This window comes from Janthinobacterium sp. LPB2021202312-11-4 (genome assembly GCF_037049705.1).
Taxonomy (GTDB): Bacteria; Pseudomonadota; Gammaproteobacteria; order Pseudomonadales; family Pseudomonadaceae; genus Aquipseudomonas.
In genome coordinates, this window is record NZ_JBAGKV010000039.1 from 32,512 (window position 1) to 48,889 (window position 16,378).

The 16,378-nt window shown below is 60.2% G+C and carries 8 protein-coding genes; 2 read left to right on the plus strand and 6 right to left on the minus strand.

From position 1 onward, the window contains the following. Positions 1–16: 16 nt before the first annotated feature. Positions 17–1,438 carry an amino acid permease gene (locus tag V5E99_RS27785; RefSeq protein WP_499805544.1) on the minus strand — a complete coding sequence of 474 codons (1,422 nt, stop codon included), beginning with the start codon at positions 1,436–1,438 and terminating at the stop codon, positions 17–19. 601 nt (positions 1,439–2,039) lie between these two features. Here V5E99_RS27785 and V5E99_RS27790 point away from each other — a divergent pair. Both V5E99_RS27790 and V5E99_RS27795 read left to right on the plus strand, forming a co-directional pair. Further along, positions 2,040–5,150, plus strand: a complete 3,111-nt coding sequence (locus tag V5E99_RS27790) for a transglycosylase domain-containing protein (protein WP_499805546.1) — start codon at positions 2,040–2,042, stop codon at positions 5,148–5,150. A 195-nt stretch (positions 5,151–5,345) separates the two neighbouring features. After that, the gene (locus V5E99_RS27795; protein ID WP_499805547.1) at positions 5,346–10,325 is read left to right on the plus strand and encodes an NEL-type E3 ubiquitin ligase domain-containing protein; all 4,980 of its coding nucleotides are present in this window, start codon (positions 5,346–5,348) and stop codon (positions 10,323–10,325) included. Here V5E99_RS27795 and V5E99_RS27800 read toward each other — a convergent pair. The 5 genes from V5E99_RS27800 to V5E99_RS27820 form a co-directional block, all read right to left on the minus strand. Then, complete coding sequence (locus V5E99_RS27800) at positions 10,293–10,793, minus strand: CS1 type fimbrial major subunit (protein WP_499805549.1); 501 nt, start codon at positions 10,791–10,793, stop codon at positions 10,293–10,295. The genes V5E99_RS27795 and V5E99_RS27800 overlap by 33 nt on opposite strands. Before the next feature lie 199 nt (positions 10,794–10,992). Continuing rightward, on the minus strand, positions 10,993–11,736 hold the full coding sequence (locus V5E99_RS27805) for a fimbria/pilus periplasmic chaperone (RefSeq protein ID WP_499805551.1): 744 nt from the start codon (positions 11,734–11,736) through the stop codon (positions 10,993–10,995). A 43-nt stretch (positions 11,737–11,779) separates the two neighbouring features. Next, positions 11,780–12,991, minus strand: a complete 1,212-nt coding sequence (locus tag V5E99_RS27810; RefSeq protein WP_499805553.1) for a hypothetical protein — start codon at positions 12,989–12,991, stop codon at positions 11,780–11,782. A 5-nt stretch (positions 12,992–12,996) separates the two neighbouring features. After that, complete coding sequence (locus V5E99_RS27815; protein ID WP_499805555.1) at positions 12,997–15,519, minus strand: CS1-pili formation C-terminal domain-containing protein; 2,523 nt, start codon at positions 15,517–15,519, stop codon at positions 12,997–12,999. Between the two features lie 84 nt (positions 15,520–15,603). Next, the gene (locus V5E99_RS27820; protein WP_499805556.1) at positions 15,604–16,092 is read right to left on the minus strand and encodes a CS1 type fimbrial major subunit; all 489 of its coding nucleotides are present in this window, start codon (positions 16,090–16,092) and stop codon (positions 15,604–15,606) included. Between the last annotated feature and the right edge of the window lie 286 nt (positions 16,093–16,378).

Below are 16,378 nucleotides of genomic sequence, written 5' to 3' on the forward strand. Positions count from 1 at the left end.
TTCAGGCATCAGAGCTTCAAGAAATCGAACGCACCGCACCTTGCGTCACATTGGTCGGTTGCAGCTTGAACACGTAGAACAACACCGTCAGCAGCACCAGGAATGCCGGGCCGACATACAGCGCGACGCGGGTGTCCGGGAAGTACGCCATCAGGCCGACCACCAGCACCAGAAACGCCAGCGCCAGGTACGAACTGACCGGGTACAACCACATCTTGTATTTCAGCCCGGCCCGTTCACTGGCGCTCAGGCCTTTGCGGAACTTGAGTTGCGCCAGCAGGATCATCACCCAGGTCCAGATCGCGCCGAACGTGGCAATCGCCGTCACCCAGACGAAGACTTTCTCCGGAACCATGTAGTTGAGCAGCACCCCCAGCAACAGCACGAAAATCGACAGCAGCAGGGCACGACGGGGCACGCCGTTACTCGAGGTTGTGGCGAAACCGGCCGGGGCCTGGCCGTTCTGCGCCAGACTGTAGAGCATGCGACCGGTGCTGAAAATCCCGCCGTTGCAGGACGACAGCGCGGCGGTGATGACCACGAAGTTGATGATGCCCGCCGCCGTTTTGATCCCAAGACGCTCAAAGGTCATCACGAACGGGCTGCCCTGGGTGCCGATTTCGTTCCACGGGTAGATGGACAGGATCACGAACAGCGCGCCGACGTAGAACAACAGAATCCGCCAGAACACCGAGCCAATCGCGTTGGGAATGGTCTTCTGCGGGTTCTTCGCTTCACCGGCGGTCAGGCCGATCATCTCGACGCCGAGGTAAGCGAACATCACCATTTGCAGGGACATCAGCACGCCTTGCACGCCGTTGGGCATGAAGCCGCCGTGTTCCCAGAGGTTGGAAATCCCCAGCGCCACACCGTCATTGCCAAAGCCGAAGGCGATGATGCCGATACCGCCGATCACCATCGCAATGATGGTGACGATCTTGATCAGGGCGAACCAGAACTCGAATTCACCGAAGGCTTTCACCGCGATCAGGTTGATGGTGCCCATGCTGACCAGCGCCGACAGCGCCCAGATCCAGCGTGGTACGTCGGGGAACCAGACGCCCATGTACACCGCCACCGCCGTGATTTCCGCGACGCAGGTCACCAGCCACAGGAACCAGTAATTCCAACCGGTGAGGAAACCCGCCAACGGGCCGAGATAGTCTTGGGCATAACGGCTGAAGGAGCCGGCGACCGGGTTGTGCACGGCCATTTCGCCGAGGGCACGCATGATCACCAGGATCGCCAGACCGCCGATGATGTAGGACAGCATGATCGCCGGGCCGGCCATTTCGATGGCCTTGGCCGAACCGAGAAACAGACCGACGCCGATACAGGCGCCGAGGGCCATCAGGCGAATATGCCGTTCGCCGAGTTCGCGTTTAAGCGGGCCGCCCTGAGCGGTCTCGCCGTGGGGCAGGTGATTGCCAACGGGCATAGGGGTGCAACCTCGTCTTGTTATTGGATGTGACCACCGAGTACCCAAGCGTCGACCGATAAGCCGTTGCTTGTCTGAAACCGGGCCTGCCTTTTGGGCAAACCCGTCTTGTAGGACAAAACCTGCAAGATCAGCGGGGCGTGCAGTATAAAAAGCTTATTGCAGGGGTTTTCACTCTATAAACCACAACATTCAGCGACAACTCCCGCCAAAAGTCCGGTTTACGGAGGGGCATTACCTGGGATTTTGCCCTTTTATCCGCTGCAAAAACGCCGCCGAGTATTGCACAGCTTTGGTGCATCGTCATGCGCCGACCTAAGTCGTATTTACCTGCTGACGTGTCTATCTCGGCTGTTACGGACCTCTGTAGGAGCAAAGCTTGCTCGCGATGGCGGTCAGACAGCCAATGCACCTTTCGACTGTAAGACCGCTATCGCGAGCAAGCTTTGCTCCTACAGAGATGGGCGGTGTTTAGGGCAATCCCTTGCATAACCACTCATGCCCTTTCGAAATTTCTCTATTCACAATTTTTTCACCGGCGCCAACCACCGTCTAAGCTTCAGACAAGTCCGATCAATCTGCGTGAATGGATCAGTCGACTATGGGCGCGCTATGGCAAACCGATTCGAGCAAGACCGAAGTTCCGACTGAACGTATGGATGACGCGCCTCCACCTGAAAAACCCCGTCGTACCCGGCATGGCTGGAAAGCCTTCTGGTTGTTGCTGCTGATTATTCTGATCGCGCTGGGCCTGGCCGCCGCCAGGGAGATGCGCACCTCGAAGTTTCAGGCCCGGGAAGTCAGCAAATTTGCCGCGTCCCTGAGTTATGACCTGCAACCCGGTCCCAGCGATGCCATTCGCTACCCCGGCGCCGGGCCGTTTGATTTGCGCCTGGGCTATAGCTCAATGGGGGATTTTCTGCCCAGGCTGATCAAGCGCAACTATGTGATTGCCGCGCAAACCCGTTTTTCTCCGGCGTTGATGAAGTACAGCGAACGCGGCTTTTTCGTGCCCTATCCGGAGAAAATCCAGGCCGGACTGACGATCACAGATTGCCGTGCAGCGCCGCTGTACAAGTTCAATTACCCGCAACAACTCTATTCCAGCTTCGAGTCGATCCCGCCGGTGGTGGTCAACAGCTTGCTGTTCATCGAAAACCGCTTTTTGCTCGACCCCAAGCAACCTTTGGCCAACCCGGCCGTGGACTGGCCGCGATTCGGCATGGCCGCGTGGTCGCAAGTGGCCAAGCTGATGCACTTGCCGGGGCAATCGGCGGGCGGCAGTACCCTGGCGACGCAACTGGAGAAATACCGCCACTCCCCCGATGGCTTGACCGTGTCGGGCGCGGAGAAGATCCGGCAGATGATTTCCGCCAGCGTGCGCGCCTATCAGCCCGGCCCGCAAACCTTGCAGGCGCGGCAGAATGTGGTGCGCGACTACCTCAACAGCGTGCCACTGTCGGCGGTCCCCGGGCATGGTGAAGTGCATGGCATGGCCGAAGGCTTGCGGGTCTGGTACGGCGCCGATTTCAACAAGGCCAACGAAACCCTGGCCAGCACCGCCACCGATGCAAAAACCATGGCCGCCAAAGGCCTGGCCCTGCGTGAAATGTTGTCCTTGATGATCGCCCAGCGTCGCCCTTCTCATTACCTGACCAAAGGCCACGAAGAACTGGCCGACCTCACCGACAGCCACATTCGCCTGCTCGCCCAGAACAACGTCATCGATGCACAATTCGCCGCCGCCGCGCTGGCCAGTCAAGTGACCTACCGCGACTGGCAGACCCAGCCGACCATCCAGCCAATCGAAACCAACAAAGGCATCAGCACCGCCCGCAGCCGGTTGGCCTCGATGCTCAACCGTCCGCTGTATGACCTCGATCGCCTTGACCTCTCGGCCACCAGCACCTTGCAGAGCGACTTGCAGGCCCAGGCCACCGAATACCTCAAGCACCTGGCGGACCCGGCGTTCGCCGGGCAGATCGGCCTGATCGGCGAACGCCTGCTCACCCCCACCAGCACCACGGCGGTGCGCTACAGCTTCACCCTGTTCGAACTGACCCCGGACGGCTCCCGCGTGCGGGTGCAGACCGACAGCACCGATCAACCGTTCGACATCAATGAGGGCAGCAAACTGGAGCTGGGCTCCACCGCCAAGATGCGGGTGCTGACCACCTACTTGCAGATCATCTCCGAGCTGCACGACAAGTACGGCGACAAAACCGTGGCCGAGCTGAAGAAAACCAACGTCCCGGATCAGGATCGCCTGACCCGCTGGGTGGTCGATTACCTGATCCAGAACACCGACCGCAGCCTGCCGAAAATGCTCGGCGCCGCCCTGGATCGCAAATACTCGGCCAGCCCCGGCGAAGCGTTTTTCACCGGTGGCGGGCTGCACGTGTTCCATAACTTTCGCAACGAAGACAATGGCCGCATGCCAAGCCTGCGCGATGCGATACGCGAATCGATCAACCTGCCGTTCATTCGGCTGATGCGCGATATCGTGCGTTACACCACCTACTCCGGCCCCAACAGCAGCGCCGAGTTGCTCTTGGACGACCGTGATCCGCGCCGCCAGGAATACCTGGCCGGGTTCGCCGACAAGGAAGGCACTTCGTTTTTGCTGAAGTTCTGGAAGAAGTACAAAAACAAAGACTCCGACGCACGCCTGGAAACCTTTCTCGATAGCATGCGCCCGACCCCGATCCGCATGGCCGCCGTGCATCGCTATCTCTACCCGGACGCCGAACAGGCCGCCTTCAACACCTTCGTGCGCGCACACCTCAAAGGCACCAAGCTCACCGAAAAACTCACCGACGAACGCCTTGAGCGGCTCTATCTGAGCTATGGCCCCGGCTCGTACGACCTGCCAGACCAGGGCTTTATCGCCAAGGTCCACCCGCTGGACCTGTGGTTGATCGGCTACTTGCTCAACCACCCCGATGCCAAGTGGAGCGAGATCGTCACCGCCAGTCAGTTCGAACGCCAGGAAGTCTATAGCTGGCTGTTCAAGAGCAAGCACAAAGGCGCCCGGGACAGCCGCATCCGCACCATGCTGGAGATCGAAGCGTTCCTGGATATTCACCAGCGCTGGCAGAAAGTCGGCTACCCGTTCGATCACCTCGTGCCGTCCCTGGCCACGGCCATCGGCAGTTCCGGCGACCGCCCCGCCGCGCTGGCCGAGCTGATCGGCACCATCCTCAACGACGGCGTGCGCATGCCGACCCTGCGCATCGACAGCCTGCACTTCGCGGCCAACACGCCGTATGAAACCCAATTGGTCAACGACCCGAACGTCGGCAAACGGGTGATGCCGTCCGAAGTGGCCACGGCCATGCGCGAAGCCCTGTCGCAAGTGGTGGACGCCGGTACCGCCAAACGGGTCTCCGGCAGCTTCAAATTGCCCGACGGTACACCGCTGGCCATGGGCGGCAAGACCGGCACCGGGGATAACCGCATCGAAGCAATTGGTGCCGGTGGGCGGATTCTCAGTTCGAAATCGATCAACCGGACCGCGACCTTCGTGTTCTACATCGGCGATCACCACTTCGGCACCCTGACCGCATTCGTGCCGGGCCGCTCGGCTGAAACATTCAAATTCACTTCAGCGTTGCCCGTACAAGTCCTGAAAGGAATGGCGCCGATCCTGACGCCGTATTTGCAACCGGGCAGCGACACTCAGTGCCAGGCACCGACGGTCGCGTGGCGATAATGGCCGCGCGTGTTGTCGATGTTTCCTACGCCGAAAACCGCATTAGTACCAAGGGTGGTAATTAATTATTTTCGACTCTCTAATTCTTAATCATTCACACGCCGCCCCTCCTGCTTCAGCAGCAGAGATTTAGACTTTTATTCCTCACGCCAGTGGATAGTTTTAAGACTTCCTCTAACGTGAAGACTACTCACCATGTTTCAGTTACAAACAGTAATCAACCGGGCTGAGCCAGACAACTCCAATAACAATAAAGGGCGTCATTACGCCCTGATTAAAAACACCCTCAACAACTGTTTTACCCAGGCCACCGGCAAAAGAGCCGCTGCACTGGGCAATGTCCCATTCGGCCGCGAATCCTGGTACCGCAGCGCCGGGCAGGAGCTGGCAAGTGCCAACATTGAGGCCTGGAACAACCAGAATGCGGTAGATCGACTGCTCGATTCGGTTCAGGACATCCGCGGGTTTGCCGAGCCGTTGCTACGTGCCGCACTGAAACAGCGTTACGGATTGGATCTGGATGTTCAGGCAACTTGGCTGCGGCTCTACATCCCCAAAGAACTGCCGTGGTATGTGATTAATACTTCCGATGCCGTCGTCACTCGAACGGTGTCTTTACTGGATGCGGCGCTGCATAACTTTTCAAAGTCAGAAACATTCGAACCACCGTCGGGATTTATTACCCGGCCCGATCATCGCGGGCACTTTGACTCGCTGCCGATCAATCAACAAATGAGCATTAAACAATTCCAGACACTGTGCCGCGAACTGGACATCGGCGCCCGTTACAAGCGTCATCTTGAACAGATCCTGCTACCGGCCAGCCCCGTGGCCGCCGGGGTCTTGCAGCACTGGGTCAGCCTCAGCCAGAAATCCGCACTCAGAGCGGCCGCCCACCTGGCGCTGCACAAAAACGACATCGGCCAAAATGCCCACAGCCTGGTGCTGGGGCTGATCCACGGGCTCACGAACCTGACCCTGGACGGCAAAGTCATGCAGGCCTGTGACCTGCGCCTGATGGACACCACCCTGACCGGCATCGTGGTGTTCACCCCGGTGAAACAACAGCAGAACCTGGGCACCAGCCGGGTGCTGGCCTACGTCCCCCACGACCCCGAACACCCGCTCAAGGAATACCCGTCGGCGACCGCCTGCATGACGCAAATCACCCGCCAACTGCTGGCAAACAAGGTGTTGCCGTCCACCGGCCAGACCTATCGGCAGTTCTTCAGCCAGTTCGTCGACCAGCAACAGCGCGGGCATTTTTTCGCCGGCCTGGAGCAACGCCTGAGCCAGGTCAAATGGCACGAAAAGCAGCCTGACGACCCCAGCCCGAGCTGGCGTGAAACACCGCTGTCCAGGCCCAACCTGCAAGTGTCCGTGTTGCCGATCAGCGCGCCGCTCTGGGAGCACCTGTACCAGCGAGCCCTGAACAAGATCCTCAACGATGGCCGCGAGATCGCCGTCTCCACCGCCGACGCCGACAGCCGTGCGCGGTGGGCCTGGTGGGACAACTTCAAGAAAATCCTCTCGGATATTTTCAATGTCGCGCTGATGGTGGTGACGCCGTTCGTGCCGGGCCTGGGTGAACTGATGCTGGCCTACACCGCCTATCAACTGACCACCGATGTGATCGAGGGCGTGGTCGATCTGGCCGAAGGCTTGTATGCCGAAGCCGCCGACCATGTGGTCGGCGTGGTCACCGACGTGATTCAACTGGCCGCGTTCGGCGTCGGTGGCGCCATCGGCAATGAGTTCAAGCTCAAGCTTTCGCCGCTGATCGAAGGCATGACGCCGGTACAAATGCCCGGCGGTGACACCCAGTTGTGGAACCCCGACCTTGGCCCGTATGAGCAAAAGCAGATCAGCCTGAGCAAAGACTCGACGCCCGATCCCCTGGGCCTGCACCGAATTGGCGGTCAGGACATCTTGCCGCTGGACGATGGGTTCTACGCCGTAACAAAAGACCCCGAGACCGCCGCCCATCGCATCCAGCACCCCGCCCGCCCGGACGCCTACTCACCGAAGATCACCCACAACGGGCACGGTGCCTGGCTGCTCGAAGGGGAAAACCCTCGCGACTGGGACGCCAACACCCTGATGAAACGCCTGGGCCATCGCACCGATGGTTTCAACGCCGAGCAACTGGAAAACATCCGCCGGGTCAGCGGCACGGATGAAGGGGTGTTGCGCCGCATGCACGTCGAGCAAACCCCGCCGCCGTTGCTGCTGGACGACACCCTCAAACGCTACAAAGCCTTCAAGGACATTGGCGTGGCCCGGGAGCAAATTCGTACCGGGGCGCCCATGGACCCGTCGTCCTTCTGGTTCGAACAACTGGTCACCGAACTGCCTGGCTGGCCGGCGGATTACGCACTGAATGTCTATGAACGCCCGAACCTGACCGGCCTGTTCCGCACCTACGGCCATGCCCGGGCCTCCACCCGTCAGACATTGAAAATCAGTCTCGGCGAGGTGATGGCGGGGCGACTCCCGGAACGGGTGGTGGGTTTTCTGGACGAAGCGCAATTGGCCGACTTGCTCGGTTCACATCTGCCGACCGATGAGCGTGTGCAAACATTGCGAGATCGTTTGGCGGCGCGGGTCGAGGGACGCAGAGGCGATCTCTCGGACTACCTGTATCGCGCCAGGGAGGTCAGCCAGGACGCCAACGTTCAGCGCTTGCAGCAGCAATATCCCGACCTGCCGACCGACATTGCCGAAACCCTGATGGCCGGCGCCCGGAGCACCGAACTGGACACGCTGGCCCACCAGCAACGCATCCCCCTGCGCCTCAAGGGCCAGGCCCGCGAATGTGCATTTGAAACCCGGGCGGCAAGAGCGTGTGAGGGTTATTTCCAGAACGCCCGGATAACTGCCGACACCGAGCGCCTGGCCCTGAACGTGTTGCGGCTCAACAGCGACACCTTCAATGAACTGCGCATCGAAGTGCGTGACGGCACTTTCGACGGTCCCTTGCGCTGCCAGGTCGGGGCCGATCAGGCCACCACCGTCAAGGTGCTGGTCCGTGACGAACGCGGGCGCTACGAGGGGCGTGACCGGAACAATCGCAAGTTGCAAAAGTCCTTCAATCTGTACGAGTCGATCCTGCGCGCCATACCCGAAGCGGCGCGTCTGGAACTCGGTTTTCGCCCCGGCCAGGGCGCCTGGTTCAAGGAGTGGCTGATCGCCAAATCCGAGGCACCGGCCGAACGCCGTACGGCGTTGCTGGCGCCGCCGATCCGGCCGGTGGCGGAATGGGAGACGACGTTGCTGTTGCGTGGCGCTTCGCTGACCCGGGAAGCCCGAACCCTTGAGCAGCGGGTGAAGGACCTGTATCCACACCTCAACGAACGGGAGGTGAGTGCCTTCATCCGTTCACTGCCCCGTGATGCCGACCCGGTGCAGGTGCTCTCGACCCTCAAACGCGAACTGAACGTACTGCGCAATGTGCTCAGCGTCTGGCGGGATCAGATAGTCGCGACACTGCCCGACGATTCAGCCATTGCACCCGATGCCGTCAAGCACCTGGCCGAACGCCTCGCCGAATGCTTCGAAAGAAAGCCACGGGTGTTCGATGAGCGCAGCGCCCCCCTCACCGGCGGTTATGCGCTGGACCTGTCCAGCGATCTGCGCCGTTACAACCTGGAACGCTGGTGGCGAAAACTGCCGGACCTCAAGGTCTGGCTCGATCAGGTCACCACCCTGAATCTGGATGGCATGGAGTTCTCGCAACGCTCGGACGACATGTTGAAAGACTTCACCCAACTGCGTCAGTTCAGCGCGCGCCGCTGCGGCCTGACCGGGCTGCCGGCCGGCGTCGGGAAAATGCCGGCGCTCGAAACCCTGCGCCTGAGCGATAACCGCATCCGGCTGACCGACGAAGCCGTGGTGCAACTGGGAAACCTGACCCGCCTGCAAACCCTGCGCCTGGAATACAACTCGTTGGGCCTGGCACCGAACGTGCGGCGCATGCCGCGCCTGAGGGTCCTGAACCTGGCCAACACCGGCATCGACGCCTGGCCCGAGGGGTTGCTGGGCAGGCATCGTCCCCGGGGCTTTTTCCTCGACCTGTCGGGCAACCCGATCAGAACCATTCCCCGGGCCGTGCGCGGCTCGAACAACGCCTGGACCGTCGCCCGGGCGCGACTGGACGCCGGAAAACTGCTGGACGCCCACCGCATGGCGTTATACGAATATCGCCGCTCGGTGGGCTTGCCCCGGGAGAACGCCTACGAACCCCTTGCCCAAAGCAGGCGGGACAAGTGGCCGCTGAATGACGATTCATCGATGTGGGGCAACCGCTCTCCCGGCCTGGGCACCTGGCGGGTCGAAGCCTGGGACAACCTGATGAGCGAAACCAACAGCCAAGGTTTTTTCCGGCTCATCGACAGCCTGACCACCTCGGCCGATTACCGGGCCGGCGGTTGGGTACGCGAACAACTGTCGCGGCGGGTCTGGGAGTTGATCGATGCCATGGACCTGGACACGCCCCTGCGCGAAAAACTGTTCCGCACCGCCGAAAACCCGGAAAACTGCGAGGACGCCAGCTCCGAGATCTTCAACCGCATGGGCGTGCAGGCGCTGGTGTCCCAGGCTTACGCCTATTCGACCTCCGCCACTGAACTCGAACCGCTGATGGTGAAGTTGAGCAAAGGCGCCACGCGCCTGGATCGGGTTAACGAAATCGCCCTGGCCGATTCCTTGTCGCGCCCCAGTCGGGCCGAAGAAGTGGAAATCTACCTGGCGTATCAAACCGCACTGGCGCGACGTCTTGACCTGCCCTGGCAGTCCGACTCCATGCTTTACAGAACCCTGGCGGCGGTGTCGGACGACGCCATCGAACGGGCCTACGACACCGTACTGGAGCGCGAGGCCGGCGACGGGCTGGTCAACGGCATGCTCGAACAACCGTTCTGGGAAAACTACTTGCGCGAAACCTACCCCGAGCAATGGCAGGCCAACGATCAATCCTTTGATCGGCAAGTGGACGCGCTGGAAGAACAGCGCAGCAACCCCGGTAATAACCCGCCGATGACCGATCAGGTTTACTCGCTGACGCTCAACGAACTGGCCTACAACAGACAGGCCCTGGGACGCCGGCTGACGCGCGACCTGTTGAAACAATACGGCCTGGAGGACTCATCCGCCCGGCGCCCGGGCGTTGAACAGTAGCAATACGCTGCCGTAGTAATCGCCGGGGTGATAGCCCCCGGCCGGTTGCTGCGGCTCGATTTCCAGCAACACCCGCGACCCCACCGCCGCGTCGGCCGCCGACACCACCTGACGCGGCGTCAGGTCATGACTGAGTTCGACCCCGTTGAACCGCACGCTCAAAGCAATATCGTCGGCGTCCCGGCCATTGGACAAGTAGGGCCTGAGTTCCAGGCGCGCTTCGATCGCACTGGTGTCGTGGCGCACATCAAAATATTTGCGCAGGCTGCCCAGTTTTGAGGTGGCCACATTCCACGGCAGGATCTGCTGGCGGTGAATCCAGGTCGGGTCGGCCGGCACCACATAAAACGTCCGTGTCGGCACCGTCACGGACACTTCGAAAGTATGTTCCTCGCGAGCCGCCACGGCCCAAAGACTCATCAGCCCCGTGGCAGCCATCAGCGCGACGACTGTGCATTGCTTGATCATGTTGGTTACCCACAACGTCCATTAAAAGCAGCCACTGTTGGCTAATGCCGATCAGTTAAGCCCTGGAAAAGTACTTCTCTGTGGGAGCAGGCCTGCTCGTGAAGACGGAGTATCAGTTAACGCTTATGTCGACTGACACGCCGTCTTCGCGAGCAAGCCCGCTCCCACAAGGTGTTCGTCTTGACTGGCCGGTGAACCGTTATTGACTCGCTATCTTCAGCACTTTCTTGGTGTCGCCCTCGACCACCATGAACCGATACTCACGGCCCTTTTCCTTGTCGAAACCGAAGGACTTGCCCGCCAGCACATGATGTTTGGTGGTCGGGCCGCAGTCGTTTTCATCGCGGATCGAGCAGCTTTTGAACTCGTCGACCACCATCACTGTGTTGCCGTTGTTGCGCAGTTCATAACGGCTGGGGGTGTCGTTGATCGCCGTGTCGAAGCGCGCATTTTTGGGCCGCACAAAGAAGATCGTGCCAAACCCGGTCATCACGTTGACCCCCGCTGACAGGCTCTTTTTATAGTCGTCGCGTTCTTCATTGGAGAGGACGAATTCATCTTCTTTTTCCGGGACCACGGGCACGAAACGCACGCGAAAGTAACGCTCGCTGTCCCGCTCGCCCATGTACAGCAAGCGCGTGCCCTGCATGCCTTTGGCCGGCACGATCAATCGGGCCGGGCTGGCCATGATGCCCTTGCGCGCGGCGCCATCCGCCGCGTTCTCGATCGGGACTTCCCGGGCCGAACCGTCGGCGTCGTAGAGGATTTCCAACACGTTGATTTTCACGAACGCCGTGGCGTCGCCACTGTTGAACACGCGCTTGAGGTAGGTACTTTTATCGCCATCCAGGTAGTCGTACACCGTGCCGACATTGATCTGCGGCCCGGCCTGAACCGTCAGGGCAAACACACTGAGCGCCCCCATCCACAACAGACGTTTCATCGTCTTGAACCTCGTAAGAATAAAAAGTCGCGATCGCGGAAGGTCAAACTTCCGAATCCCAGATCACGGTGATGTTGCCCTTGAAGGGGCGGCCCTGGGCGTTGGTGATTAACCAGTTGGTGTCGCGTTCGGGCACTTCAAAGTGCAAGGTTCCCGGTTTGCGATCGACATAAATGCCGGGCTGGAACGGTGCGCTTGCCATGCGGCCCAACAGCATGCGTTTGACGGGTTGCCCGCTACTGTTCATCAGGCCATGGGGCAAACTGACGCTGACATTCACCACCCCCGTGTAACCGGACTGGCGATCCGTGATTGCGCAGCCTTCGACTTGATCGAACTCACACTCCAGCCGCATCGTGAACCTGGATGAGGCCGAGATCAGAAAGGTCTGGTCACGCATTAAACGAACCGGTTTGCGCCCCTGATCCAGCCAGCTCTGCCACCCGCCCTGGGGCTCCAGGATGACTTTATTGCCGCCCGGTGGAATATCCACTTTGAGGGTGTGTTGCACGTCGAGGACGAAGTCCAGGGTCAGGCTGTCGTCATTGGAATTAATGCCCCCCATGTCGAAATCCAGACCGGGGCCGATGCTGTAATTCATCGAGCCGGTGTACAGCCCGCTCGACATGCCCAACGGGTTGGGCGTGCGCAGCTCGTAGGCGAAATCGATGGTGTTGAAATACATATGCGGAATGCGGAACGCCACTGTTTTGGAACAGGACGCCTCCACCGGGGTTTGCCAGAAAAACAGGTAGGATATCGGCGAATACGCCCCGACACCGCTGTTCTGACAAGGCGCCGGAGCGTTTACCCAACTCCTGCCGCCCCACAGTTTTCGGTGCCCCGAGAGTACGTCTGACTCACCGGTCAGGGTGGTGACCGGGTCGCTGTAGTAGTGACGGGAACCGATGCCGGCGATACGCACTTCCACGGTTTCCGTTTCCCCGGTGTCTTTGTTTATCACCGTCAGTTGCCGCCAGTTGGCCGGGACCTTGATCGATACCGGCGTACCGGCCTCGATGGGCTGGCTGGGCCCGAACTGGATCGGCAACTGGATACTGAACGTGTTGTACCGCTCGCACTGCACTGGATACGTCGCGCAATAACCGCTGTTCGGGGTCTTGTTGATAAATACGTTGCGCTGCGGCTGAGCCGGGTCCGGCGTGAACAGGGCCCGGATCTCCTGGTTGATGGCTTCGGCCGCTGGCGCCGCCAGTGCCAGCATCATGCCGAGCCCGTACATCGACTTTTTCATAGGTTTCAACCTGCCTTCTGCTCGGTGGAGGTGACGTCGGCCAGGGTGTCTGGCGTGCACCGCAGGTCACCGATCATCAACACGTTGTTTTCACTGCGGTGGCGATTCGCATCGAGACGGAACTGACACAGCAACTGCTCGCCGCGCCGCACTTCCAGGGTCGGCGAACCGGCGTTCATTTCCATGGAGAAAAACCCGTCGACTTCGGTCACGCCACGGCTGGCATGGTTGATCACGTGATGGCCCTTGAGCGGTCGCCCTTGCGGGTCGACCAGACGCCCCAGCACCGTCAGGGTTTTCATCACCTGGACCTTGCGATATTCCACGCCGCCCTTGTTCAGGTGATAGCGGGTGCGCGGCGGCGAAATGCTGGCGGCCGGCACGTGATTGCCTTCGAAATCGAAACTCACCGAGCTGTTCTGGTACGCGGTGATCGGGATGAAGTTACGCCCCGGGCGCAACGCCGCGCTGCCACCGCTCAAGTCGTCGGCGCGCAAGACGATGCCGTCGATATCGGATTCCACATCGACAATCAGCCCCGCACCTCGAACATCAGGCTGACTGGTCAGGACCATGTATTCACCGCCGATGGCCAGGGTGCTGTCCATGTTCAAGCCACCGGTAAAGTTGCCGTTGTAGGACGAACGCTGAACAAAGCCATCGCCGCTGATGGTGTCGGCGCGAAAACTGGCCAGGCTCGACAGGCCCATGCCATAGGTGTCGGTCAGCGCGGTGACCGAGACGTTTTGCAGCACGTGATCCTTCAAGTCTTTGCGCCAGCCTAGGGAGGCGTTGTTATCGCGGCTGCCATCCCGGGCCGTGCGCGAGCCGATGCTGCCGGTGATCTGCTGGCCCGGTGCGCCCAACGCCAGGTTGAGGCTCAGGTCGACCCCGCGATTGCGCGCATCGCCGCTGCTGTAGCTGCCGGGGCGATCAAACAGGGACAACCGCCAGTTCGCGTCGCTGCCAAACAGCTCGGTGCGCTGGGTCCAGCCCAGGTCCACGCCGAGGCCTTCGACGTTGCCTTCGCTGTGGGACACCCGGGCGTTCAACGAGTTTTTGCTGCTGATGCGATGGTTCAGCGCCAGGGACGAGTTGCTGGTTTCGCCGACAAACACATTACGTTGCCGCACACGGGTGCCGTCCGGCAGGGTGTCGTAGGTATTGGTGGTATCGAGCCAGCTACGGTTATGACTGATCACCAGACTGCCGGAGCCATAGTTGTAGAGGCTTTGCAGATCGACGCCGGTGCCGTGGTCTTGCGTCTGGTAGACGTTGGCATACACGCTGATGTGGTTGGCCAACGTCCAGTCGATGGACGTGCCGTATTGCATTTTTTCGCGGATCTGGCGCGCCGACAGCCCGAGAATCACCCGTGGATGCAGCAAGTAATTGAGCGAGGCCCCGGCCGTCGCGCTGCCGCTGGCCTGCTGGTCCCAATTGCTGAGCAGTTTGGTTTCCTGCCCGGCAAACAGGTTGTAACGCCAGCGCTCATCGAGGTTGCGCCAGTTGTTGGGCTTGTAGACCAATTCCTGGGTGGTGCTGGTGATCTGGCCGTCTTCGATCAGGCGCACTTCGACTTCGTAGATGCCACCGGGCATGGGCCGGGTGTCGAGGGTCTGCAGGCCGGCGGGCACCGATTGGGTATTGATCAGCAAACCGTCGCGGTAGATTTCCACCGACGCCTGGCGGTTGGCCGTGACGTAGATCGGGTACACGCTGGGCATCGGGCTATTGATCGCCAGGCTGTCGGAGCTGCCGTACATGACGCCCACCGTCGTGTCGGGGCTGGTGCCAAAGGTGCGGGGCTGGCGGGTCAACCCTTCCGAGCTGGGGGTGAAGTAACCCAGGCGCAAGAACTGGCCCTGTAATTCACGCTGGGTGTAGAGCTCGTGGACCGCGTGGTAGAGCTGGTCATCCGGGCCGCCGAGACGGGCCAGTTGCATGTTGAAGGTCTGGCTCCAACTGCCCAGGCTGCCGCTGGCTTCCAGGCCAAAGCGTCCGCCCAGGTCCTGGTCCTGGCCGCCATTGAGGTTGAGCTGGTTGCGCAACATCAGGCCGCTGCTGCCGTTTTCCGGTTGGTCGTGGTAACGCTTGACCCCGGTGTCGCGCTCAGCATTTTCGGTGAGGATCGACACCAGTGAATTTTCCAGGTTGTAGTGCACCGCCAACATCTGTTCCGGGCAGTGCCCGACGCAGTCGCCCAGCGCCACACCCGGTTTCAGGTACGTGGCCCAGGTCTCGCGCTCGGCGGCACTGAGTCGGCTTTCACTGGTGTCGGTAAATTCGAGCAGGGTGATGCGGTCATCGCGCGACAGTACGACCATCGCCTCGCCCAACGGTTGTTGATCGAGTTCCACGCGAACCGCCAGAGGCACATCAAAAAAGTGCTCCTCGAAATCCGCCGGCAAACCTTTGGCCTGGGCCAACAGGCTTCGCGGTGTAGAACCGGCAGGAACCGGAGCCGCCACCGCACTGGCGCAAAACAACAGCGCAAGCGCAGCCGCGATGGGTGTCATCGGGAACATGAACACATACTCTGATTACAGACAAAAATAAGAAGTCCGGCAGGCAGACAGTTGTTTGCCCGCCGGTTGACGCTGATCGCAACGTTAGCGAGCGACCGGTGTTACCGCGTCAAACATCATGGCAACCACACCGGTGTAGTCGCCCGGTGCAAACGTGGTGCCTTTGGCGCTGATACGCAGTGGCGCGCGATAGTTCACATCGGACTCGGCCTCGCCCACGACCATTTGCGGAGTGGTGGTGAGTTCTTTGCCGTTGATTTCAACTTTCAAGTCGATGCTCTCGGCACCCGCCAGCAGTTTCGGTGCAGTCAGGACACTGGCATGTACCGAACCATTGTTGTTACGCACATCGAAGAAGCCAGTGACTTCATCCATGGTGCCGGTGCTTGGACGGAAGTCCATGCGCTGATCCTTGTTGACCAGGTCCGGGTCGACAGGCACCACGTAGAAGCCATTGGTCGGCACGTGGCCGACAATGCTGATCGAGTGACTGGCTTCACCCGCGGCGAATGCTGCGCTCGACGTGAACGCCAGTACAGCCAAAGGGATAGCAACAGTGATTTTCTTGAACATCTTTCAGTACCTGTCTTGTTAATAAATGAATCATTAAGCGCTCTACCCTGTCTGCGCTGTTACAGCACAGGACGTTATGGGTTCAAACTTTCAACGCCAACGAATGATCCCCTACTGCCCTCAGCAAGTAAGCAAGTAACTTCCGATGAACATGTAGTTATAAGCCTCAGGACAAGACAGAAAAAAGTTCAAAAAACCAAATTATTGATTGATGCCTGTCAGCATTGACCTACAGACAGTTTTATTGAAATAACCATACAGACTATATCGCCGCAAACAGGGCACT